Raw genomic sequence first — 23,124 nt, 5'->3', positions numbered from 1 at the left:
GAGCCTGCCTGCCGATAGGTCCTGCTGCTGTTTGCCTCGGCGCTCACGGCTATGTTACAAAAGTGTAATTTTTGTGCCCTTGAAACGCCACGATCCGAGACACAAATAAAGGTCATCGGCAGTTTTCGCCGAGTCCGGAGCAAGGCCCGTCCCCCGCCTATCCCGGACAATTGCGGCAGCCTATCCCCCCTCTCCGGGCTGCCGCATCGTTTCGAGTAAAAGACCGCCGTGGTTCCCCTCCACCACGGCGGTTCTTTTTTGCCTTCTGACAAGTGTTTACGGTCCGTGGTCCAACGATCGCGGGCTTTTCGTTTTGATGCGCTGCCTTTACGGTCCCGGCACCGAAAAGAAAGGCCCGCAGTAATGTCCACCATTTCCTCCGTCCTCGACCGTCTCGACAAAAATCTCGACCAGAGCCTGGAGCGCCTGTTCGGCCTGCTCCGCATCAAGTCGATCTCGACCGATTCCCACTATGCCGCCGACTGCCGCAAGGCCGCCGATTGGCTGGTGGCGGACCTCAAGCTGATCGGCTTCGACGCTTCGGTGCGCGACACGCCGGGACACCCGATGGTGGTTGCGCACCATGAAGGCCCCGCCGGTTCGCCGCATGTGCTGTTTTACGGCCATTACGACGTGCAGCCGGTCGATCCGATCGAGCTTTGGGAGAACGACCCGTTTGCGCCGGCGGTCAAGGAGATCGAGCCCGGTCACAAGGTAATCACCGGCCGTGGCTCGGCCGACGACAAGGGGCAGCTGATGACCTTCGTCGAGGCCTGCCGCGCCTGGAAGCAGGTGCATGGCAATCTGCCCTGCCGCATCACCATCCTGTTCGAGGGCGAGGAGGAGTCCGGTTCGCCGTCGCTCAAGCCGTTCCTCGAGGCCAATGCCGATGAGCTCAAGGCCGATTTCGCTCTGGTCTGCGACACCGGCATGTGGGACCGCGAAACGCCGTCGATCTGCGTTTCGTTGCGCGGAATGGTCGGCGAGGAGGTCACGGTCAAGGCTGCCGATCGCGACCTGCATTCGGGCCTCTATGGCGGCGCCGCCGCCAACCCGATCCGCATCCTGGCGAAAATCCTCGCCGACATCCATGACGAGAACGGCCACATCACCATTCCCGGCTTCTATGACGGGGTTGAGGAAACGCCGTCGCAGATCCTGAAATCATGGGAAACTCTGGGCGAGACCGCCGAAACCTTCCTCGGACCGATCGGCCTCTCGATCCCGTCGGGCGAAAAAGGCCGCTCGGTGATGGAACTGACCTGGGCGCGGCCGACGGCCGAGTTCAACGGCATCATCGGCGGCTATACCGGCAAGGGGTTCAAGACGGTGATCGCGGCGGAAGCGTCGTCGAAAATCTCCTTCCGCCTCGTCCACAAGCAGGACCCCGAGAAGATCCGCGCCGCTTTCCGGAAATTCGTCGAGGCGCGCATTCCCGGGGACTGTTCGGTCGAATTCCACCCGCATGGCGGCGGGCCGGCAATTCAGCTTTCCTACGACTCGCCATTCCTGGCCAAGGCCAAGAATGCGCTGTCGGATGAATGGCCGAAGCCCGCTGTGACCACGGGCGGTGGTGGTTCCATTCCGGTGGTCGGCGACTTTCAGACCTATCTCGGCATGGAATTGCTGCTGGTCGGGTTCGGGCTCGACGACGACCGCATCCACTCGCCCAACGAGAAATACGAGCTGACCTCCTTCCACAAGGGCCAGCGCTCCTGGGCGCGCATTCTCGATGCGCTGACGCGCTGAGGAGGCTGGGAAGTTTTCTTGTTGATTTTTCAGCGGATCGCGGCGAGGACGAGTTACGCCGCGATCCGGAGAAAACCATGCCCGACATCCGCTTCCACAAGAACGATCTGCCCGACCTCGCCCACTACAATGTCGACGCGGTGGCCATCGATACCGAGACGCTGGGGTTGAACCCGCACCGCGACCGGCTGTGCGTGGTGCAGATCTCGCCCGGCGATGGCTCGGCCGACGTGATCCAGATCGCGCCCGGCCAGAAGAAAGCGCCGAACCTCGTCAGCCTGCTCCGCAACCGCGGCATATCGAAACTGTTCCACTACGGCCGTTTCGACCTCGCCGTGCTCTACAACGCCTTCGGCGTCATGCCGGAGCCGGTGTTCTGCACCAAGATCGCCTCGCGGCTGACCCGCACCTATACCGACCGGCACGGCTTGAAGGACATCTGCTTCGAACTGCTTGGCGTCGGCCTGTCGAAGGCGCAGCAATCGTCGGACTGGGCGGCCGAGACCCTGTCGCCCGAACAGCTCGAATATGCCGCTTCCGACGTTCTCTATCTGCACCGTCTGCGCGAGGTGCTGGCTGGACGCCTGGCGCGGGACGGGCGCACCAAGGAAGCCGACGCCTGCTTCCGCTTCCTGCCGACGCGTGCCAAGCTCGATTTGATGGGTTGGGACGAAGAGGATATTTTTGCCCACAGCTGATGGCCTTCGGATAACGCTTCCGGCAGCCTTGCAACCAGACACGCGTCGTGGCGTTCTGTCGACTCAATGAGGGGGATGACGTGGCAGACCGCAAACCGATAGCGACCGCCCCGACGGATGGATCCAAGGTCACTGTTCTGTGGAAGGACGGCGCCGGCGTCGTCAGCGAATCCGTCGGGCAATATCGCGACGGCGCCTGGTGGGTCTACACCGACAGCGATACCCAGAAAAAGGTCGACCCGACCAGCTGGCGGCCAGTCTCCAGCGACGATGACGACGATCAATGAGCGCCGCTGGCGGGTGCAACTGCTTTCGCATAGCCTGAAGTCGTTGATATCGAGGCCGATTCGGGGCCTTCCGCTCCGTAGCCTCTCTTCCTGGAGGAACGCGTCATGGGCATCGAAAGCCTTCTCATCTTCATCATAATCGGCGCCATTGCCGGCTGGCTCGCCGGCCTCATCGTCTCGGGCTTCGGCTTCGGCCTCATCGGCAACATCATCGTCGGCATTATCGGCGCCCTGATCGCCGGCTGGCTATTTCCAAGGCTCGGTTTCGCTATCGGCGGCGGCATTCTGGCTGCCATCATCAACGCCACGATCGGCGCCGTCATCCTGCTGGTGCTGGTCAAGGTTCTGAAGCGAGCTTGACGCTCTAAGTTTCATTCAACGCAATTCCTCAGGAGAAAGCCTGTGCTTTCCTGGAATTGCTGCCAAAGGAGCGCGCCGTGAAACAGAACACTCTCTATCTCCTTGTCGGCGCGCTCGTTGTCGTGGTCATCGCGCTCGGTGCATATGTCTATCACGAACAGACCAAGCCCAAGGGCGTCGAACTGAAGATCGACGACAAGGGCATTTCGATCCAGCAGAATTGAAATATTCGGGGTAGCCAAGGCCTCTGCCTTTTGCGGCAGACAGGCCGCGAGGATGCGGCTTTCGGACCCAGTTGGCGGCAGCGGATTTTAGAAATTCTTAAGGAATTTCAGAAGGGTGCATAAACCCTGCTTTAACGCGCCCTTAAACCGCCGCATCTACCCTCCAACCCGAGCGCCATTGACACCGGGAAGACAGCGCAACGCATGGCGAACCGCAGAGACAGTCGCATCGAACCCAGCTTCGAGGGATCGCCAAAGGCGAAATCCGCGGCCGGTTTTTCGGTGAACGAGGAGGATCGGGTCGTGCCGGCCAATCGCAAATCATCTTCGGCGCGCAAAACCTCCAAGGCAAAATCATCGTCACGCGGCAAGCGCGGCAAACCCCGGCGCGGGCTGTTCGGCGTGATGGCGCGGATGTTCTACTGGTGCTTCGTGCTCTGCATCTGGGGCGGCATCGCCGTGGCCGGCATTGTCGTCTATTACGGCGCCAAGATGCCGGCGGCCACCACCTGGTCGATCCCCGACCGCGCGCCCAACATCAAGATCGTCTCGGTCGACGGGCAACTGCTTGCCAACCGCGGCATGAGCGGCGGGGAGGCGGTCGGCCTGCACGAAATGTCGCCCTACATTCCGGAAGCCGTCATCGCCATCGAGGATCGCCGCTTTTATTCGCATTTCGGCATCGACCCGATCGGCCTATCGCGCGCCATGGTGACCAACGTTCTGGGCCGGCGTTTCTCGCAGGGCGGCTCGACGCTGACCCAGCAGCTGGCCAAGAACCTGTTCCTGAAGCCCGACCGCACGCTGGAGCGCAAGGTGCAGGAAGTGCTGCTGTCGCTCTGGCTGGAGCACAAGCATACCAAGGACCAGATCCTCGAAATGTACCTCAACCGGGTTTATTTCGGCTCCGGCGCCTATGGCGTCGAGGCGGCCTCGCGTCGCTATTTCGGCAAGAGCGCGCGCGATGTCACTCTGTCGGAGGCGGCCCTTCTCGCCGGCCTCTTGAAGGCGCCGTCGCGACTGTCGCCGGCGCGGGATCCGAAGGCGGCGGAGGAGCGCTCGCAACTGGTGCTGGCCGCCATGCGCGACGAAGGCAAGATCAGCGCCAAGGAACTGGCCTCGGCGATGAGCGCGCCGGCAACGCGCGCGCCATCCTATTGGACCGGCTCGGAAAACTATGTCGCCGACACCATCATGGAAGAGCTGCCCGATTTGATTGGTGACGTGCGCAGCGACATCGTCGTCGACACCACCGTCGACCTCAACCTGCAGAAGCTCGCCGAACAGTCGATCCGCCGGCTGATCGACGAGAGCGGCAAGAAGCTCAATGTCAGCCAAGGCGCGCTGGTCTCGATCGACAATTCCGGCGCCGTGCGCGCCATGGTCGGCGGCTACGACTATTCGACCAGCCAGTTCGACCGCGCCTCCGAAGCACGCCGCCAGCCGGGCTCGGCTTTCAAGCCGTTCGTCTATATGGCCGCGCTGGAAGCCGGCCGCACGCCCGACAGCGTGCGCAACGACGCACCGATCAAGATCGGCAAGTGGACACCGGACAATTACGGCGGCAAGTATTTCGGCAAGGTGACGTTGGCGACCGCTTTGGCGAAGTCGCTGAATTCCGTCGCGGCGCAGCTGACCATGGAGGTCGGCCCCGACGCGGTGGTCGAGGCGGCGCACCGCATGGGCATCCAATCCGATCTGATCGCCAACACCTCGATCGCGCTCGGCACTTCGGAAGTGACGCCGCTGGAGCTGACATCGGCCTATGTGCCGTTCGCCAATGGCGGCTACAAGCCCGACATCCATTTCATCCGCCGCATCACCACGACCGAAGGCAAGGTGCTCTATGACGACAATGGCGGCAGCGCGCCGCGCGTCGTCAAGCAGAACATTGTCGGCATGATGAACTCGATGATGACCGGCACGGTCGAGATCGGCACGGCCAGGAAGGCGGCCTTCGCCTGGCCGTCGGCCGGCAAGACCGGAACCAGCCAGAATTCGCGCGACGCCTGGTTCGTCGGCTACACCGCAAACCTCACCACCGGCGTGTGGTTCGGCAATGATGACGGCACGCCGATGAAGAAGGTCACCGGTGGCGCGCTGCCGGCACAGGCCTGGCACGAGTTCATGGTGGCCGCGCATGAAGGTGTGCCGGTCCGGCCGCTGCCCGGCACCTGGAAGTCGACGCCGCCCGACACCATCGTGCCCGACGATATTCCGTCAGTCGATAACAATCAGGCGGCGCCGTTGCCTGCCGTGGCCGTCAGCCGTTCTGAGCCTGCTGCCGCGCCGGCACCTGCTGCTGTACCCGCACAAGCACCGGTCCGCCGTCCGGCCGAAACCGTCGATGCCGACGGTTTCGACATGCCGGGCGACGGCGGCACCACGGCCTCGATCAAGCATCCGGTACCGCCGGGCAGCGTCGGCGGCCCGACCAAGAAGCGGAAAACCTCAATCCTGGATATTCTCGGCGGCGGCTGAGCGGCTCGTCATTCTGGCTTCAAACCAATGGCGAGCTGGCAATCCGTTCCTCATATGAGAGCTGAGTTGACAATTCGGCCTCTCGCCACCTCCGCCGCATTCGGCTACATCTCCGGCCGGAGTGACAGACATGGCTGAGACCGACACCAGAAAAACCATCGTGCTGACCGGAGCCAGCCGCGGCATCGGCCATGCCACGGTCAAGCGCTTTTCGCGTGAGGGCTGGCGGGTCATCACCTGTTCGCGCCAGGCTTTTGCCGAGGATTGCCCGTGGCCGGCCGGCCCAGAGGACCACATCAAGGTCGATCTCGCCGACCAGGAGGATGTCGGCATCGCCGTCTCGGAGATCCGTCACCGGCTGGAAGCGCATGGCGGGCAATTGCACGCGCTGGTCAACAATGCCGGCATTTCGCCGAAGCTCAAGGACGGCAACAGCCGCATGGATTCGATCGACACGCCGATGCATGTCTGGCGCGATGTGTTCCAGGTGAATTTCTTCGCGCCGATCATGCTCGCGCGGGGCCTCTTCAAGGAGCTTGCTGCAGCGAAAGGTTCGATCGTCAACGTCACCTCGATCGCCGGCACGCGCGTGCATCCTTTCGCCGGCACCGCCTATGCGACCTCGAAGGCGGCGCTCGGCTCGCTGACGCGCGAGATGGCGCATGATTTCGGCCCGCACGGCATCCGCGTCAATGCGATTGCGCCGGGCGAGATCGACACCGCGATCCTGTCGCCTGGCACCGACAAGATCGTCGAGACGATCCCACTCAGGCGCCTTGGCGCCACCTCGGAAGTCGCCGACATCATCTTCTTCCTGTGCTCGCAGCAGGCGTCCTATGTGACGGGCTCGGAAATCCACATCAATGGCGGCCAGCACGTCTGAGCACTGACAGACTGCTCATTCGGCGATGGTGAGAACAGCCTTGCCGCTGAAGCTGCGCTGTCGCAGGGCGTCCAGAGCCTGGGCGATGTCTGTCCACGGCACGGTCATGGACACACGGGTTTCCAGCCGGCCAGCCGCGACCAGAGCGAGCAGCGAGGCGATGTCCGCGCCAATGGCTGGACCGGATGTGTAGTAGGCGAAAGTCTGAAGCCTCGCTCCCTCATGGCCCGGAACGAACTGTCTGAAGCCAACCGGCGTGAGTTCGCCGCTGCTCGAACCGAACATGACGATGGTGCCGCCGGGGGCGACGCGGTCGATGGCATGGGCGAGGCTTTGGCCGCCGACCGACTCGGTGATCAGAGAGAATGGCCCTTCGGCCAGTTCGATCGACTCGACGACCTCGTGAGCACCAAGACCGCGGAGATCCTCGGCGTGCCGGGCGGCGGCGATTGCAATCACCGCGGCGCCTTGCTCGCGGGCGATCTGGATCTGGAAACGGCCGACCGCGCCGCTGGCGCCGGTGATCAACACCTGCTGTCCCGCGAGGTCGCCGCCATGGCGCAAGACCCTGAGAGCCGTCGTGCCCGCGACCGGAAGCGTGCCGGCGGACCCGAAGCTGACCTCGTCCGGGATGACGGCGAGGCGGTCGGTCGGAACGGCGACCTGTTCGGCCCAGCCGGCCTCGTCGACCAAAGCCACAACCCGGGCGCCGACGGCAGGCCCGGAGCCATCGGCTGCCGCCCGCTTGATTACTCCAACCACGTCCTGGCCAGGTATCCAGCCTTCCGGGCGTATGGTGAGCAGGCGCAATTCACCGCGGTTCAAGGAGGTTGCGTGGACGCAGACAAGCGCTTCGTTGGGGAGGGGCCGAGGGTCCTCGACCTCGGCGAGACTGATCCGGGTGATGCTCTCGGGAGAGATGACAAGCGCGCGCATGGGAAGCCTTCCTGCCGGTTTGTGACATGCCAGCCACGAACCAGAGTCTATCGACTCCCCGCATCAAAGAATTTAGCTATCACGGCGAATAGTCGCTAAAAGCCATCAATCATGAGGCAGCCGCTCCGCTACCCCTGGGTCAATTTCGATGTCGATGATGTGCAGGCACCTGCGATTGCCGTGCGCGTCGATGTCACCGAAACCAAAGCGGAAGTCGCCGCCCATTGGCACCGCAAGGGCCAGCTCGTCTTCGCGCTCGGCGGTGGCGTCACTTGCCGCGTCCCGAGCGGCCTGTGGATGGTGCCGCCGCATTGCGGTGTGTGGATTCCTGGCAGTATGGAACACAGCAACATCGCGACCGCCAATGCGCGGATCTTCTTCGTCTATATCGAGCCGGGAGCCGCCGATCTGCCGGACCGGTGCTGCACGCTGTCGATCTCGCCATTGTTGCGCGAACTGATCATCGAGCTGGCCGATCGCGTGGAGGAAGATGAGGCGAGGGACGGGCTCTTGACCACGATCCTGCTTTCGGAACTGCCGCGCATGCCTGTCCAGCAGCTGCATCTGCCGATCTCCGCCGAGCCGCGCTTGCGGCGGATCGCCGAAGCGTTGGCGCAGAACCCTGCCGATCGCAGCACGCTTGCCGAGTGGGCCAACCGTGTTGCGCTCTCAGAAAGCAGCCTCGCCCGTCTCATCGTGAAGCAGACCGGCCTGAGCTTCGGCCGCTGGCGCCAGCAATTGCACCTGATCGTCGCCATAAGGGAGCTGGCCTCGGGTGCCAGCGTGCAGCAGGTTTCAGGCGATCTTGGCTATGGCTCCGTCACCGCCTTCATCACCATGTTCAAGAAGGCGCTTGGCAAGCCGCCGGCAAAGTATCTCGCCAGCGTCGCGCACAATGGCGGCTCCGCCTTCGTTGGATGATCGATGCGCCTGTGGCAAGCCTCAGGCCGGGGAGGGCTCAATGGCTTCGGGGCGCGGCATCGGCTTTTGCTCCAGCACTTCTTGCACGATGCCGCGGGCGATCTCGCGTTCGCCCATGATGACGGTGTCGGCGCCGAGCCCCATCAGGTGCTCGACCTCGGCATCGGAATGGGCCCGCGCTATGACGTTGATGCCGGGATTCGCGGCGCGTGCCCTGAGCACGATCTGCCCGGCCTCGAACGCGTTGGGGATGGCAAGGATCAAGCGTTTGGCCCCCTGCGGATTGGCGGCGGCAAACACGCCCCCATTGGCCGCATTGCCGGAGACGATTTCGACGCCGTCGTCTCTGAGCCTCGCCAGCGTCTTGTCGGCGTCCTCGATGACCAGGAAGGGCAGCGATGCCTGTTTCAGCGCCGCGCCGACCAGGCTGCCGACGCGGCCGTAGCCGATCAGGATGGTGTGGCCCGAAAGCGTTGTGCGTGGCGGTGGGCCATTCTCTTTTGCCGCGGCGGCCACCGAGGCCACTTGTCCGGGCTGCGTCGCCGGGCCGACCGGCTTGGCCTCTTCCGGTGGTGCTGCCTTGGCGGCGCGCGCGTCCAGCCATGGCTTCATCCAGTCGAGGGCGAGGAACATCAGCGGATTGACCAGGATCGACAGGATGGCGCCTGCCAGGATCAGGTCGCGTCCCTGTTCAGGCAACAGCTTCAGCCCGACGCCGAGCTCCGCCAGGATGAAGGAGAATTCGCCGATCTGCGCGAGGCTGGCCGAGATCATCAAGGCGGTTCCCAGCGGATAGCGGAAGGCGATGACGATAACGAAGGCGGCCAGCGACTTGCCGATGACGATGATGGCCAGCGTCGCCAGGATCGGCCAGCCATTGCTCATCAGGCTGAACGGATCGAACAGCATGCCGACCGAGACGAAGAACAGCACCGAGAAGGCGTCGCGCAGCGGCAGTGATTCCTCCGCCGCGCGGTGGCTGAGCTCGGATTCGCTCATGATCATGCCGGCGAAGAAGGCACCGAGCGCCAGCGAGACGCCGAACAGTTTGGCGGCGCCGAAGGCGACGCCGAGCGCGATCGCCAGCACCGCCAGCCGGAACAGTTCGCGCGAGCCGGTATGGGCGACGTAATGCAGGATCCACGGAATGACGCGGCGGCCAACCACCAGCATGACGATGACGAAGGCGACGACCTTGGCCAGCGTGAGGCCGACGACGCCCCAGATGCCGAAGCTGGCCGGCAGCGACAAAAGGCTCGCATGGTCATCGACCTGCGGCTGGCCGCCGAGCACGCCGGCCAACGCCGGCAAAAGCACCAGCGCCAGCACCATGGCGAGGTCCTCGACGATCAGCCAGCCGACGGCGATGCGGCCGCGCTCGGTCTCGATCAGCCGTCGCTCCTGCAACGCGCGCAACAGCACCACTGTGGACGCGACGGAAAGCGCCAGGCCGAAGACGAGGCCTGCGCCCATCGACCAGCCGAGCATCCAGGCAAGGCCGGCGCCCAGCGCGGTGGCAAAGCCGATCTGGACGATGGCGCCGGGTACGGCGATGGCGCGGACGGAGAGAAGATCCTTCAGCGAGAAATGCAGGCCGACGCCGAACATGAGCAGGATGACGCCGATTTCGGCCAGCTCATTGGCAAGACCGGCATCGGCGACGAAACCCGGCGTGTTCGGTCCAACCAGCACGCCGGCGACGAGATAGCCGACCAGCGGCGGGATGCGAAAACGGTTGGCGAGCGCCCCGAAGATGAATGCCAGCCCCAGACCGGCGACGATGGTGGCGATAAGGGGCGTGTCATGCGGCATTGTCTATGGAGCGCCTTTCGGGAAATGTCGGGTGTGCGCCGCCCGCAGCCGCCGCCTTTGCAATATGGTGGAGGGGGTGCGGGCGACGCAACCCGCGAGACGTAAATTGGTGGCCAGAGGCGCCGAAAAACGAAAGGCGCGCGCAGCGAAAACGCTGCGCGCGCGAATGATCTATGAGATAGCGTCAGGCTGCCTGCTGCAGCATGGCCTCGATGTCGATCAGCGGGCGGTTGGTCAGTGTCTTTGGGATCTCCGCCTGCACCTTGTCGGTGACTTCCTTGTGCAATTTCTTGCGCATGGTGCCGAGCACCAGCGGCGGCGCGACCAGCACGATGTCGTCGAAGATGCCGTGATGGGCGAGCTTGTAGAGCCGGTCCGCGATCTCTTCGGCAAAGCGTTCCTTGCCCTGCCGGTGCCAGTCGGTTTCCTCAACCGCGCTGCGATGCACGGAGGGGCCGTCATTGTAGCGGCCGGGACTGTCGCTGCCTTGTTCGCGCGTTGCCGGATTGTCCTGTTTCATCTCCTGGAAGAGCTGCAGGTTCGGATAGAGATTGTCGCCCTCGTTCTTCAGGAACAGCGCTTTCTCGCCATCGGCCACCATGACCAGAAGGCCATGTTTCAGGTTGATCTTGCTCATTTGCGGGCTCCTGTTTGAAGGTTCAAATCCAGCCGACGATTGTCTGTTACGGCAGGGGCAGAACGCGTGGCGAAGCGGGAACGTTCCACTTCGTTCGCCGAGATCGCACGCAGCCATACCAAGCCCGATCTATCGTCTATCGGAGCAATGTCCGAGGTGACGGCTTTAATCTACTAGATTGGTAGAATTTAGAAAAAATAATTTTGCAGCTTGGCCGGCTCCCGGATAAAAGAGCCGCAGAACAAAGTCTGCGGCAGCAGCTTGAATCCGCCTGATATGCGGATGTGGAATATTTTTCTCTTGGCCCTTTGGCTTGCGGAAAACCGATTGCCTCCCGTCAGGGGATGCGCGAGTGGGTTCCTTCAGCTTTTTCGCGTCCGCGCCTAAAACTGCCGAATTGTCCTGGAATCTGTTCGTCATGCCGCACACCAATCCCAAGCTCACCGCGTTCCCGGTCTTCATGCGGGTCGAAGGCGAAGCCGTGGCCATCGTCGGCGGCGGAGGCGAAGCGTTGGCCAAGGCACGGCTACTTGATCAGTCGAGTGCTGTGCTTCGCATCATTGCCGATGTTGCCGACGCCGAATTGCTGAGCTTCATCGCCACGACCGGCGCCATCCGTATCGACGCCCCCTACGACGCCGCGCATCTCGAAGGCGCGGTCCTGGTGTTTGCCGCCAGCGGCGACGAGACGCTCGACCGCCGCGTCGCCCACGATGCGCGCCGCCTTGGCATTCCGGTCAATGCCGTCGACCGGCCGGAGCTATGCGATTTCTTCACCCCGGCGCTGGTCAACCGCGCCCCGGTCGCCATCGCCATCGGCACGGAAGGCGCGGGTCCGGTGCTGGCGCAGATGCTGCGCAGCCGCATCGACCGCATGCTGTCGCCGTCGCTCGGGCCGCTGGCAGCGCTTGCCGCCTCGTTCCGGGGTGCCGCCGAAAAGCTGCTGCCGAAAGGCAACGCCCGCCGCCAGTTCTGGAGCAGTTTTTTCCAGGGTGCACCGGCGCGCGCCGTCGAAGCCGGCGAGCTTTCGCAGGCGCATGACGCCGCCGCTGATCTGTTGCTGTCGAAGGCTCCGGCTTCGGGCCATATCGCGTTGGTTGGCGCCGGGCCAGGTGCTGAGGATCTTCTGACGCTGCGCGCGCATCGGCTTTTGATGGAAGCCGACGTCATCGTCTATGACGCGCTGGTGCCGGAGGCGATCGTCGCCATGGGCCGCCGCGACGCCGAGCGGCTGCCGGTCGGAAAACGCAAGGGATGCCACACCAAGAGCCAGGCCGAGATCAATGCGCTGCTGGTCGATCTCGGCAGGCAGGGCAAGCGCGTCGTGCGGCTGAAGTCGGGCGACCCGCTGGTGTTCGGCCGCGCCGGCGAGGAGATGGCCGCACTGCGCGATGCCGGCATCGCCTATGATGTCGTTCCCGGGGTCACCGCCGCCTTTGCCGCCGCCGCCGATTTCGAGCTGCCGCTGACGCTGCGCGGCGTCTCCTCGTCGATGGTGTTCACCACCGGCCATGATCTGAAGGGCAATTCGCTGCCGGACTGGGCCAAGCTCGCCATTTCCGGCGCCACCGTTGCCGTCTATATGGGCCGCTCGGTCGCCGCCGAAGTCGCCGGACGGCTGATCGAGGCCGGCCTGTCGCCGGACACGGCGGTTGCCGTGGTCGAGAATGCCAGCTTGCAGAACCGCCGCCGTTTCCACGGCACGCTGGCCGATTTGCCGTCGCTGGAAGAGCGCGCCGACCTGGCCGGTCCTGTGATGACCATCATCGGCGACGCGGTTGCCGGCGCCAACTTTGAACGTTCCGAGCCGCTTGCGGCACATAACTATGAGGGCGCCGCCAACGCGGCCGACGCAGAGGTCGAGCCATGAAGATACTGACCGCAAACCGCCTCTCCGACGGCATCGTCGTCTGGTACGCCGATGGCGGTTGGGCCGAGACGGTCGACCATGCCGACCTTGCCCATGACCAAGCGGCAGAGGACAGGCTGGAAGCAATCGGCGCCAAGGCCAACGCCAACAATCAGGTTGTCGACGTCAATCTGATCGACGCTGAAGTCGTCAATGGCGTCGTCGTGCCGGTGCGGCTGCGCGAAAAGATCCGCGCCGCCGGCCCGACCATCCGGGAAGATCTGGGCAAGCAGGCTGCGCGGGCAGCTTAACAAAATACGGGCGGACGCGCCCTGAAAGACGAAACATGTACCGCTACGATGAGTTCGACCACGATTTTGTCCAGGCCCGCGTCGCCGAGTTCAGCGACCAGGTCGAACGCCGGCTGTCCGGCGAGATCACCGAGGATCAGTTCCGGCCGCTGCGGCTGATGAACGGCGTCTACCTGCAGCTGCACGCCTACATGCTGCGCATCGCGGTGCCCTATGGCACGCTGAACAGCGCGCAACTGCGCATGCTCGGCCACATCGCGCGCAAATACGACAAGGGCTACGGCCACTTCACCACGCGCCAGAACATCCAGTTCAACTGGCCGGCGCTGTCCGACATTCCGGCGATCCTGGCCGATCTCGCCAGCGTCGAGATGCATGCCATCCAGACCAGCGGCAATTGCATCCGCAACGTCACCGCCGATCACTTTGCCGGCGCCGCCGCCGACGAGGTCGCTGATCCGCGCCCCTATGCCGAGATCCTGCGGCAATGGTCGTCTGTGCATCCGGAATTCTCGTTCCTGCCGCGCAAGTTCAAGATCGCGGTGACCGGGGCCGAGCGCGACCGCGCCGCCATCCAGACGCATGATATCGGTCTGCATCTGAAGAAGAACGCCGCCGGCGAGCTCGGCTTTGCCGTCTATGTCGGTGGCGGCCAGGGCCGCACGCCGATGGTGGCGCGCAAGATCCGCGACTTCCTGCCGGAAGCCGACCTGCTGTCCTACTGCACGGCGATCCTGCGCGTGTACAACCTCTATGGCCGCCGCGACAACAAGTACAAGGCGCGCATCAAGATCCTCGTCCACGAGACCGGCGTCGAGGAAATCACCCGCCAGGTCGAGGCCGAATGGCAGGAGCTGAAGGACGCCGAGCTGAAGCTGCCGGAAGCCGACATCCGTGCCATCGACGCCTATTTCGCGCCGCCGGCACTGACCGCCCGGCCGGAAGGCGACGCGGCGATCAAGCTGGCGCGGCTCGATTCCAAAAGCTTCTCGGATTGGCTCGACCAGAATGTCGTGACGCATCGCCATCCCGACTATGCCGCGGTGACGATTTCGCTGAAAGGTATCGGCGAAGTGCCGGGCGATGCCACCGACAGCCAGATGGAAGCGGTCGCCGACATCGCCGAGAAATACGCGTTCAACGAACTGCGCGTCAGCCATGAGCAGAACCTGATCCTGCCGCATGTGGCGCGCGCCGATTTGAAAGCGGTCTACGACGCATTGGTCGACATTGGCCTCGCGACGGCCAATTCCAACCTGATCAGCGACATCATCGCGTGCCCTGGCCTCGATTATTGCGCGCTGGCGACAGCGCGCTCGATCCCGATCGCGCAGGAGATTTCGCTTCGCTTCGCCTCGCTGGAGCGGCAGCGCGAGATCGGCGAATTGAAGCTGAAGATTTCCGGCTGCATCAATGCCTGCGGACATCACCATGTCGGCCATATCGGTATCCTCGGCGTCGAGAAGAAAGGCTCCGAACTCTACCAGGTGACGCTTGGCGGATCGGCCGACGAGAACACCTCGGTTGGCGAAATCATCGGCCGCGGCTTCTCTTCGGAAGAGATCACGGACGCCATCGAGCAGATCGTCGACACCTATCTCGGCCTTCGGCTCGGTCCCAGTGAACGTTTTATCGACGCCTACCGCCGTGTCGGTCCCGCGCCGTTCAAGGAGGCGCTCTATGCTGGCGAAACCAAGGCCGCTTGACCGCATCGTCGACGTCGACGACAGCATCGCCGCCAAAGCGGCGGGCTTCGACGCGCTGTATGGACATCTGAGCCCGCTCGACATCATCGAACGCGCGGCGAGCGAATTGTTTCGTGACGAGATCGCCGCCGTGTCGTCCTTCGGCGCGGATTCCGCCGTCCTGCTGCATATGATCGCCAAGGTCGACCGCACGCTGCCGGTCATCTTCCTGGACACCGGCAAGCATTTCGAAGAGACGCTGGGCTATCGCGATGCGCTGGTCGCCGATTTCGGGCTGACCAACATCAGGGTGATCAAGCCCGAAGACGCGGCGCTCGAGCGGGTCGATCCGACCGGCAATCTGCACCAGAGCAACACCGATGCCTGCTGCGACGTGCGCAAGGTCGAGCCGCTGGCGCGCGGCGTCGCCCCCTTCCGGGCCTGGCTGACCGGCCGCAAGCGCTTCCAGGCGGCGACGCGAGCCGCGCTGCCGGTGTTCGAGGCGGTCGGCCCGCGCGTACGCGTCAATCCGCTGGCGCACTGGACGACATCCGACCAGGCTGACTACATGCGCGCGCATGCGCTGCGCGAAAATCCGCTGGTTGCGTACGGCTATCTGTCGATCGGCTGCTTCCCATGCACGCAGCCGGTGCAGCCGGGCGAGGATGCGCGAAGCGGACGCTGGGCCGGTCATGCCAAGACCGAGTGCGGCATCCATCTGTCGGGACTGGAAGTGTCGCTGACCGACGCATCCCTTTAAGCTATGGTGATATTCAGGTGAGGCTGGCCTGCGACGGCGGCTTCCGCTCGGAGGCCGCCGGTTTCGTGTGGACCGGCTTTCGCGGACTTTCGATTTTTAGGGCTTTAGGAATTTTCTATGACTGAACAGACCACAGCGGAGACCCGCCTCTGGAGCCCGACGGGTTTTCGCGAGGACGAGTGGACACATGCCGAAAGTGCGGATGCACTGACGGGCAATGGCCGCTTCATCCTGCCGTTGCAGGCATTTCTCGGCCTCAATGCCGAAGTGCGGCGCTCGGCCAAGGAGCGGCTGGGCGTCGCATTGCTGCCGGGCGACCAGCTGGAGAAGATTGTGGATCTGCTCGACCAGCTGTCGCTGGTGGCGCTGGCCTTCCCGGCCTTCAGCGACGGCCGCTCGTTTTCCAAGGGCGAATTGCTGCGCAGCCGCTACCATTTCGAGGGCGCGGTCCGCGCCACGGGCCAGGTGCTCGTCGACCAGCTGCCGCATATGCTGCGCCTCGGCTTCGACGAGTTCGAAATCTCCAACCCGGTTCTGCTGAAGCGCCTCGAAGAAGGCCGCACAGGCGGGCTGGGCCTTTACTATCAGCCGACCGAAGCGTCGGAGCCGAATGGGCCGAAATACTCCTGGCGGCGCGTTCGCAACAGCTGACGCGACGGTAATTCCGCCTGTCTTTACAAAGACTGTGATCGGGCCTTCTCCTGGCTGTCCGGACGGAAATATCCGCCGGGCGCGAGGGAGGAATCGGCGCTCATCGGCGGCAACACCAATGCACCGTCCATCATGATCGCCGAAAAGGCGCCTGACATGATCAGGGCTGCAAGGTCTGGATGCGCGAGGAGCGCAAGGCTGCCTGAGCCGGTTTTTGGGAGATGCCGCCGCGCCTTCGGTGCGGCGGTTTTTTTCTTTGTCTTACGGAATTCCCAAGCGAAAGCCCGGAAAACCGCCTCACACTTTGCTGGAATTGCTTTTAGGCCAAGGCCCGCGCTTCGCGAAACGAGATCAGCTTGCGGCGGTTCTCGTCCCACAACGCCAGCTTGACGCAGCGCAGGCTGTCGAGGAGCGTGACGCGGCCGATGCCGCGCAGTTCGGGATAGTCGCGCAGCACTTCCTGCAGCCGGTAGCCCGGCACCTTGGCCGAGAGATGGTGCACGTGATGGACGCCGATATTGCCGGTGAACCAGTTCAGCACCGGCGGCAAATCATAATAGGACGAGCCGTGCAGGGCGGCACGCTGGAATTCCCACTCTTCGTCCTTCGCCCATTCCGTCTCCTCGAACTGGTGCTGGACGTAGAACAGCCAGATGCCGGCCGATCCGGCCAGGATCACGATCGGCAAATGGACGATCAGGAAAGCGCCGGGGCCGACCAGCCAGATAAGCAGCGCTGCCGCGACCGCGATGCCGAGATTGGTGGTCATCGACGACACCCAGGGCGTCAGGCCGCCGCGCATCATGCCGACGGGCAGCCTCTGCTCAAAGATGAACAGCCAGATCGGGCCAAGGCCGAACATCACCAGGGGATGGCGGTAGAGACGATAGGCAAGGCGTCCCCGCCAAGACAGCTGCCGGTATTCAGCAACCGTCAACGTCCTGATATCGCCCATGCCGCGCTCGTCAAGATTGCCGGCGCTGGCGTGATGGGTGGCGTGCGCGCGCCGCCAGCAATCGTAAGGGGTCAGCGTCAGCACGCCGAGCGCGCGGCCGATCCAGTCGTCGGCAGTGCGGTTGGCGAAGAAGGAGCCGTGGCCGCAATCGTGCTGGATCATGAAGATCCGCACCAGAAAACCGGCGGCGGGAAGGATCAGGATCAAGCCCCACCAGTGGCCATAGGAATAGGCTGCCGAAGACAGCGCCCACAGCGTAACGAAAGGAATAAGGGTGATGGCGAGTTCAAGAGTGCTGCGTCGCCGGTCGGGCTTCTTGTAGCGCGCCAGGATCTTCAACCAGGCGCGCTTGCTGTTGGCGGCCGTCTCGGGGGAAATCATGTTCATCAGGAAGCATAGGCGGGGCGTCCCGCTGCCGCAAGGAAAAGCTCACGCAAAATTACTGCGCGTAATTGTCGCGCGATAGCATCGCTATTGACGGCGTTGGCCGCCGGCCATGCTGGCTTCTATGCCGTCCAGCCGGTCGAGCAGGTCCCGGAAACGGGCGGGAATGTCGGCCTCGGTGCGGAAGGCCGGCAAGGTGCGCAAGAAGCGCGTCGTCGCCTCGGTGCCGAACTGGCGCCTGATGTCGGCGGCGAGCTCTTCGCTTCTGTTGCCAGTATTGCGGTCCATTGTCTCAAATCCTGTGTCGGTTTCAAAACTCCTCCAAGCTTTGAATGGTTCCCCATAGCGGGGTATTGGCAAGCAAAGGCTGCCGTTACGGTAAAGTTTGAATTAATTTTGAACGTCCTTGCGCCCCGCACCAAGTCCGACGGGCAGCCCGCAACATTGCCTGCTGTGGGGCGTCCTCCTGGGCTTGCCCCTTGATTTTTGGCCGCCAAACCTCGATATCGGGCGCAAATCCAAACCATTCGAATGACGGGAAATGGCGATGAGCGACCAGACAAAAGACGAACGCGCGCCCGAGGATATCGAAACGGCCGAGGCCGAGCGCACGCAAGGCGGCATCGACGGCGACTATGAAGCGCTGGTGCGGCTGCTGAAGGAAAACGAGGAGCTGAAGGACCGCGCGCTGCGCGTCGCAGCCGAGATGGAGAATCTGCGCCGCCGCACCGCCCGCGACGTGCATGATGCGCGCGCCTATGCGGTGGCCAATTTCGCCCGCGACATGCTGTCGGTGTCGGACAATCTGCGCCGCGCGCTCGATGCTATCCCCGCCGAGGCGAAAGCGGCCGGAGATGCCGGCTTCAAGGCGCTGATCGACGGCGTCGAGATCACCGAGCGCGCCATGCTGTCGACGCTGGAACGGCATGGGGTGAAGAAGCTCGAACCGGAAGGTGAGAAGTTCGACCCGAATTTCCACCAGGCGATGTTCGAAGTGCCGAATCCCGATGTGCCGGCCAACACCGTCGTCCAGGTCGTGCAGCCGGGCTATTCGATCGGCGAGCGCGTGCTGCGGCCGGCCATGGTCGGGGTCGCCAAGGGCGGCCCCAAGATCGCGGCCACCGAAGCGCCGGTCGAGCCGGGGCCGGTGAACGAGCAGGCCGAGAAGGATGCGTGAGTAGGAATAGGCAGTAGGGGATAGGGGATAGGGAATAGGGAATAGGGAATAGGGAATAGGGAATAGGGAATAGGCAGGCGTATCAATCGCGCGGCTTCGTGTTATTCATTCTTTCCCTAATTCCCAATCCCTACTACCTCATGTCCCTGACACCCATCGACCTCCTCGACTATGCTGGCGTCGCCGTCTTTGCCGCGACCGGGGCGTTGGCGGCTTCGCGCAAGCAGCTCGACATTATCGGCTTCCTGTTTCTGGCCAGCGTCACCGGCATTGGCGGCGGCACGCTTCGCGACGTCATCCTCAACCTGCCCGTCTTTTGGGTCGCCAACTCCGGCTATGTGCTGGTTTGCGCGGCGGTTGCGGTGCTGGTCTTCTTCATCGCCCACCGCGTCGAATCCCGCTGGAAATGGCTGCTCTGGCTCGACGCCATCGGATTGGCGGCCTTTTCCGTAATGGGCGCGGCCAAGGGGCTGGCCATCACCGGCTCGCCGGTCGTCTCCGTTGTTATGGGCGTGTTGACCGCCACATTTGGCGGCATCCTGCGCGATCTGCTGGCCGGCGAGCCATCGGTGCTGCTCAGGCCCGAAATCTACGTCACCGCCGCACTCGCGGGCGCCGGCCTCTACACACTTGGCGATCTTGCCGGCCTGCCGCCGCTCGCCTCGGATATCGCCGGCTTCGTCGCGGCTTTCCTGGTGCGCGGCGGCGCGCTGAAATTCGGCTGGACCTTTCCGTCCTACAAGAGCCGCCCGGGACGGCGACCGGAGGATATTCCGTAGGGAGAGGGATTAGGGAATAGGGAATAGGGAATAGGGAATAGTCGGTAGTCAGCATTCGCGGCAGCCTTCACTACTGCCTACTGCCTACTGCCTCACGCCGCAAAGCGCTGCGCTTCCCCGCCATAATAGTTGACGTAGCGGGCGCCGATTTCCTTGACCGGCATCACCACGAACACATCGACGGTGGAGAACTCACGGTCGATGACGCAGCCGTCGCCGATGCGGGCGCCGACGCGCAGATAGCCCTTGACCAACGGCGGCATGGCCGCAATCGCCGCCTTGGCGTTGACCGCCTCGATCGGCATAAGGTCCATCGAGCAATAGCGCCCGGAGACCGCCCGCACATCCCAGGCGGAGTTGGTCCGGCAGTGATGGGCAAGGTAGGTGAGCGCCTCGGCATGCGCAGCCGGCACCGTGCCAGGGAACGAGGCACAACCGGTCATCACGCCGATCTCATAGTGGTTGATGTAGGCCCAGATGCCTTGCCACAGCGCCTCGATGGTGCGCTTCGAGCGGTATTCCGGCAGCACGCAGGAGCGGCCGAGCTCAAGGAAGCGCTGGCCAGGATGGCGGGCGATCAGCTTGGTCAGTTCGAACTCGCCTTCGGAATAGAAGCCGCCGGCGGTCGCCGCAATCTCTTGCCGCAGCAGGCGGTAAGTGCCGACGATGCGGCGATGCTCGGGGCCGGAGATCGAGGTGTCAAGCACCAGCAGATGGTCGCACAGCGGGTCGAAGCGGTCGGCGTCGCGCCGGTCCTGCGCCTGGAACAGGTCCTTCCTGGCGCCAAGCTCGTCATAAAACACCCGGTAGCGCACTTCCTGCGCGGCGGCGATCTCGGCCTCATTGCGGGCAAGCCGCACTTCGAGATTGCCGATACGGCCCAGCGGTGCGCCTGTTGCGACGGCATCGGCGTTCCGCGCGGCGAGCAAAGCGCCGCCTGCGCTGGGCCGAGTGTCACATTCCGGCATAACTGTATGCACGAGTGATTCTCCTTCGAGCCATCCCTCTTGGCACGGGGATACGGTGTAGGTGCAACAGGATTGTGACAGTACCGTGATACGGCGCGACGGGCAATACTTCGTCGGCTGGCGAAAACCCTCATTCGGCTACCTACGTGACGCGAGGATTGCGCCAGCGTCGCCTTGAAGCGCGTCGCGCTAGGACGATTTACGCGACGCGCTTCAAGTCTTTGTTTTGCATGTCGTCTTCTCAAAACCGGGGCCACTTTTGAGCGACATGAATTCAGGCGGCCACCTGGCCCTCGACGGCATGGACCAGCGCGTCGGGATCGAGCGGCTTGGTGACAAAGCCGCTGGCGCCATGGGCGAGCACGGTGTGGCGGGTCTTTTCCTGGCTGTCGGCCGAAAGCACCATGATCGGAACCGGCGGCACAGCCATTTCCTCCTCGTGGCGGCGGATGGCGGCGATCGCGTCCAGCCCGTCCATGACCGGCATGTGCAAATCCATCAGCACCACATCGAAGCGATTTTTCAGCCCGGCTTCGGTCACCGCCTCGACCGCGGCCTTGCCATTGCCGACCACTTTCACGCGATGTCCCGCCTTCAAAAGCGTGGCGCGGGCAAGCATGGCGTTGATGTCGTTGTCTTCGGCGATCAGCACCGACAAACCTTGCTGGCGCCCGCCATGGGCACGAAGCGAGGACGCGCCGGTCTTTTCCGGCTTGGGCGGCGGCAAGGCAGGGGCATGACTGGTCAGCAGCACGCGCAGCAGGGTTTCGCCGCGCACCGGCCTCGCCAAGAAGGTGGCGTAGCCGCTGGTGCGGAATTCGCCAAGCATGCCGCGGTCGGTCGGCGCGATCAGCGTGATCGCCTCGCAATCGGCAAAGCCACTCTGGCGCAGGCGCTTGAGCAGTCTGCCGTCGCCGTCCTCCAGGGCCGCGTCGATCAACAGCACATCGCAATGTTCGGCGAAGGGCGTCGCCTGGGAAGCGGTTGCGGCGACGTCGACGGCGCCGCCATGGGCGCGGATGGTGCGGGCGATGGCGTCCGCCTCGACGGCGTTCTTCGACACGATCACGGCGCGCCGGCCGGCGAGGATGTTCTGCCGGTTCTGCGGTGCTTCGGTTGCTCCTGCGGCCGGGATCTCGAAGACGAATTCCGATCCCTCGCCAAGCCGGCTCGACACCGAAATGGCACCGCCCATGGCGGTCACCAGCCGCCTTGAGATAGCAAGACCGAGGCCGGCGCCGCCATGGGTGCGGGTCGAGGTGCCGTCGGACTGTTCGAATTCCTCGAAGATGCGCTCCATGTCGTCTTCGCGCAGGCCAGGGCCGGTGTCGGCGACGGTGAAGCAGATGCGGTCGCTGGTCTCGGTGCGGGCCCGTGCAACCGAAACCAGCACGCCGCCGGTGTCGGTGAACTTGATCGCATTGCCGATCAGGTTGAGCAGCACCTGCCTGACTCTTCCCGGATCGGCCATGATCATCTGTGGCACGTCGGGCTCGACATGACAGCCGAGGCCGATGTTCTTGGCGAAGGCTTTGGCCGCCATCAGTTCGATGATGTTGTCGGCGATTTCGCGCAGCGATGTCGGCTGCGGCTCCGGGTCGAAACGGCCGGCCTCTATCTTGGAATAGTCGAGCAAATCCTCGATGAGCGCCAAAAGGGCGCTGGCCGAGGTCGAGACAGCGCCGACATAGGTGCGCTGCTCGGGCGACAGATTGGTGTCAGCCAGAAGCTTGGCCATGCCCATGATGCCGTTCATCGGCGTGCGGATCTCATGGCTGACGGTGGCGAGGAAGCGCGACTTGGCCTGGCTGGCATATTCGGCGCGCTCACGCGCGGTGATCAACGAGGATTCGGCGCGCTTGCGGGCGGTGATGTCACGGGCAATCGCCCGGTGCGAGACGGCGCCGCTATCCTTGTCGCGCACCGACAGTTCGATCCACGAGAACCAGCGCGGACCGTTCGGGGTACGTATGGAGACGTCGGTGGAACTCAGGCATTCATGATCGGAAAAGGCGGCGTCGGGAACGATACCGACATCGATGCCGAGGTCGGCCAGAGTCCTGCCGGCAAGGTCGCGCTGATCGGTTCCGACGAGGCCGGCGAAAACCATGTTCGCATAGACGATGTGGCCGTCGCGGTCGCGGTGGACGACGAGATCGCCGAGCGCATCGATCAGCCCGCGAAAACGCTCCTCGCTCTCCTGCATCTCCCACATGCGGTCGGCCAGCGTCTCGATCTCGGCGCGGCTACGGGCCGCGGTTTCGTCGAGCAAGGCCGCCGCGCGGCGGACGGTGCGCCGGCTGCGCAGGTGCATGGCGACGCCGGCAAGGCCGGTCGCCAGCAGACCGAACGTGATGAAGATCGGCGCGCCGGTGAGGTGAGACAGGCCCGCCAGCACGACGCTGGCGACGACCGTCAGGAACAGCAGGCCCTCGTGCGTGGCGCGCGGAAAATCCGGCGCCAGCGGCGGCGCAGCAACATGCTGCCGCTTGGGCGTCGCCGGGTTCGGCCCGTCGATGCTTTCGGCGCGGCTCTTCTCTTTCCTGGCGGACTCCGCGATCATGCGGAAATCCTTGCCAGATAGAGATTATGGAAAAGCGCGGCGGATCGTTCGAAT

At 63.9% G+C, this 23,124-nt stretch carries 23 protein-coding genes; 15 read left to right on the top strand and 8 right to left on the bottom strand.

Annotated features, from left to right (window positions below):
* The first annotated feature begins 363 nt into the window (after positions 1 to 363).
* The 7 genes from AC3EML_RS30365 (at position 364) to AC3EML_RS30335 (ending at position 6,682) form a co-directional block, all read left to right on the top strand.
* Entirely contained in the window at positions 364 to 1,749 is a 1,386-nt protein-coding gene (locus AC3EML_RS30365; protein WP_488505379.1) for a M20/M25/M40 family metallo-hydrolase, read from the top strand.
* 77 nt (positions 1,750 to 1,826) lie between these two features.
* Entirely contained in the window at positions 1,827 to 2,447 is a 621-nt protein-coding gene (locus tag AC3EML_RS30360) for a ribonuclease D (RefSeq protein WP_023698188.1), read from the top strand.
* 80 nt (positions 2,448 to 2,527) lie between these two features.
* On the top strand, positions 2,528 to 2,734 hold the full coding sequence (locus tag AC3EML_RS30355; protein WP_023683046.1) for a hypothetical protein: 207 nt from the start codon (positions 2,528 to 2,530) through the stop codon (positions 2,732 to 2,734).
* Between the two features lie 105 nt (positions 2,735 to 2,839).
* Entirely contained in the window at positions 2,840 to 3,094 is a 255-nt protein-coding gene (locus AC3EML_RS30350) for a GlsB/YeaQ/YmgE family stress response membrane protein (protein ID WP_023704219.1), read from the top strand.
* Positions 3,095 to 3,171: 77 nt separating this feature from the next.
* Positions 3,172 to 3,318: a hypothetical protein gene (locus AC3EML_RS30345; RefSeq protein ID WP_023686592.1), complete on the top strand. Its 147-nt coding sequence runs from the start codon at positions 3,172 to 3,174 to the stop codon at positions 3,316 to 3,318.
* A 204-nt stretch (positions 3,319 to 3,522) separates the two neighbouring features.
* Positions 3,523 to 5,799, top strand: coding sequence for a transglycosylase domain-containing protein (locus tag AC3EML_RS30340; protein WP_352521587.1), 2,277 nt, complete (start codon positions 3,523 to 3,525; stop codon positions 5,797 to 5,799).
* 130 nt (positions 5,800 to 5,929) lie between these two features.
* A complete protein-coding gene (locus AC3EML_RS30335) occupies positions 5,930 to 6,682 on the top strand; it encodes an SDR family NAD(P)-dependent oxidoreductase (RefSeq protein ID WP_023669777.1) in 753 nt (250 codons plus the stop codon).
* A 15-nt stretch (positions 6,683 to 6,697) separates the two neighbouring features.
* Here the strand turns inward: AC3EML_RS30335 and AC3EML_RS30330 are convergent, their stop codons facing one another.
* On the bottom strand, positions 6,698 to 7,618 hold the full coding sequence (locus AC3EML_RS30330; RefSeq protein WP_352521586.1) for a zinc-binding dehydrogenase: 921 nt from the start codon (positions 7,616 to 7,618) through the stop codon (positions 6,698 to 6,700).
* 111 nt (positions 7,619 to 7,729) lie between these two features.
* On the opposite strand from AC3EML_RS30330, the gene AC3EML_RS30325 reads away from it, so the two are divergent.
* Positions 7,730 to 8,539, top strand: coding sequence for an AraC family transcriptional regulator (locus AC3EML_RS30325; protein ID WP_023754252.1), 810 nt, complete (start codon positions 7,730 to 7,732; stop codon positions 8,537 to 8,539).
* Positions 8,540 to 8,560: 21 nt separating this feature from the next.
* Here the strand turns inward: AC3EML_RS30325 and AC3EML_RS30320 are convergent, their stop codons facing one another.
* The 3 genes from AC3EML_RS30320 to AC3EML_RS30310 all read right to left on the bottom strand — a co-directional run bounded on the left by AC3EML_RS30320 (position 8,561) and on the right by AC3EML_RS30310 (position 11,408).
* A complete protein-coding gene (locus AC3EML_RS30320; protein ID WP_023754253.1) occupies positions 8,561 to 10,351 on the bottom strand; it encodes a cation:proton antiporter domain-containing protein in 1,791 nt (596 codons plus the stop codon).
* A 184-nt stretch (positions 10,352 to 10,535) separates the two neighbouring features.
* Entirely contained in the window at positions 10,536 to 10,988 is a 453-nt protein-coding gene (locus tag AC3EML_RS30315; protein WP_023700117.1) for a baeRF12 domain-containing protein, read from the bottom strand.
* A gap of 165 nt (positions 10,989 to 11,153) precedes the next feature.
* Positions 11,154 to 11,408: a hypothetical protein gene (locus AC3EML_RS30310; protein ID WP_352521585.1), complete on the bottom strand. Its 255-nt coding sequence runs from the start codon at positions 11,406 to 11,408 to the stop codon at positions 11,154 to 11,156.
* Between AC3EML_RS30310 and cysG the strand changes: the two genes are divergently transcribed.
* From cysG to AC3EML_RS30285, 5 genes are all read left to right on the top strand, one after another.
* Complete coding sequence (gene cysG / locus AC3EML_RS30305) at positions 11,407 to 12,858, top strand: siroheme synthase CysG (RefSeq protein ID WP_023704213.1); 1,452 nt, start codon at positions 11,407 to 11,409, stop codon at positions 12,856 to 12,858. The two genes, AC3EML_RS30310 and cysG, sit on opposite strands and share 2 nt — an antisense overlap.
* Entirely contained in the window at positions 12,855 to 13,148 is a 294-nt protein-coding gene (locus AC3EML_RS30300; RefSeq protein WP_352521584.1) for a DUF2849 domain-containing protein, read from the top strand. The genes cysG and AC3EML_RS30300 overlap by 4 nt, the downstream gene beginning before the upstream one ends.
* A gap of 35 nt (positions 13,149 to 13,183) precedes the next feature.
* A complete protein-coding gene (locus AC3EML_RS30295) occupies positions 13,184 to 14,854 on the top strand; it encodes a nitrite/sulfite reductase (protein WP_352521583.1) in 1,671 nt (556 codons plus the stop codon).
* Positions 14,829 to 15,593 (top strand): phosphoadenylyl-sulfate reductase, encoded by a 765-nt coding sequence (locus AC3EML_RS30290; RefSeq protein ID WP_023833677.1) that lies wholly within the window; start codon positions 14,829 to 14,831, stop codon positions 15,591 to 15,593. Before AC3EML_RS30295 ends, AC3EML_RS30290 begins: the two co-directional genes overlap by 26 nt.
* Positions 15,594 to 15,710: 117 nt before the next feature.
* Positions 15,711 to 16,244: a DUF934 domain-containing protein gene (locus tag AC3EML_RS30285; RefSeq protein WP_352521582.1), complete on the top strand. Its 534-nt coding sequence runs from the start codon at positions 15,711 to 15,713 to the stop codon at positions 16,242 to 16,244.
* Positions 16,245 to 16,563: 319 nt separating this feature from the next.
* On the opposite strand, the gene AC3EML_RS30280 is transcribed toward AC3EML_RS30285, so the two are convergent.
* Both AC3EML_RS30280 and AC3EML_RS30275 read right to left on the bottom strand, forming a co-directional pair.
* The gene (locus tag AC3EML_RS30280) at positions 16,564 to 17,586 is read right to left on the bottom strand and encodes a fatty acid desaturase (protein ID WP_023691976.1); all 1,023 of its coding nucleotides are present in this window, start codon (positions 17,584 to 17,586) and stop codon (positions 16,564 to 16,566) included.
* Between the two features lie 84 nt (positions 17,587 to 17,670).
* Positions 17,671 to 17,871 (bottom strand): hypothetical protein, encoded by a 201-nt coding sequence (locus AC3EML_RS30275; RefSeq protein WP_023669766.1) that lies wholly within the window; start codon positions 17,869 to 17,871, stop codon positions 17,671 to 17,673.
* A 259-nt stretch (positions 17,872 to 18,130) separates the two neighbouring features.
* On the opposite strand from AC3EML_RS30275, the gene grpE reads away from it, so the two are divergent.
* On the top strand, positions 18,131 to 18,760 hold the full coding sequence (gene grpE / locus AC3EML_RS30270; protein ID WP_023691975.1) for a nucleotide exchange factor GrpE: 630 nt from the start codon (positions 18,131 to 18,133) through the stop codon (positions 18,758 to 18,760).
* Between the two features lie 146 nt (positions 18,761 to 18,906).
* A complete protein-coding gene (locus AC3EML_RS30265; protein WP_023683056.1) occupies positions 18,907 to 19,539 on the top strand; it encodes a trimeric intracellular cation channel family protein in 633 nt (210 codons plus the stop codon).
* A gap of 92 nt (positions 19,540 to 19,631) precedes the next feature.
* Here the strand turns inward: AC3EML_RS30265 and olsB are convergent, their stop codons facing one another.
* Together olsB and AC3EML_RS30255 are read right to left on the bottom strand one after the other, a co-directional pair.
* On the bottom strand, positions 19,632 to 20,507 hold the full coding sequence (gene olsB / locus AC3EML_RS30260) for a l-ornithine N(alpha)-acyltransferase (RefSeq protein WP_023683057.1): 876 nt from the start codon (positions 20,505 to 20,507) through the stop codon (positions 19,632 to 19,634).
* 274 nt (positions 20,508 to 20,781) lie between these two features.
* Positions 20,782 to 23,070, bottom strand: a complete 2,289-nt coding sequence (locus AC3EML_RS30255) for a response regulator (protein ID WP_023712330.1) — start codon at positions 23,068 to 23,070, stop codon at positions 20,782 to 20,784.
* Positions 23,071 to 23,124: the final 54 nt, after the last annotated feature.

The sequence above is a fragment of the Mesorhizobium sp. P170090 genome (assembly GCF_057786115.1).
Note: the sequence above shows the minus strand (reverse complement) of the source record. Positions and strands in the feature narration are given on the sequence as shown.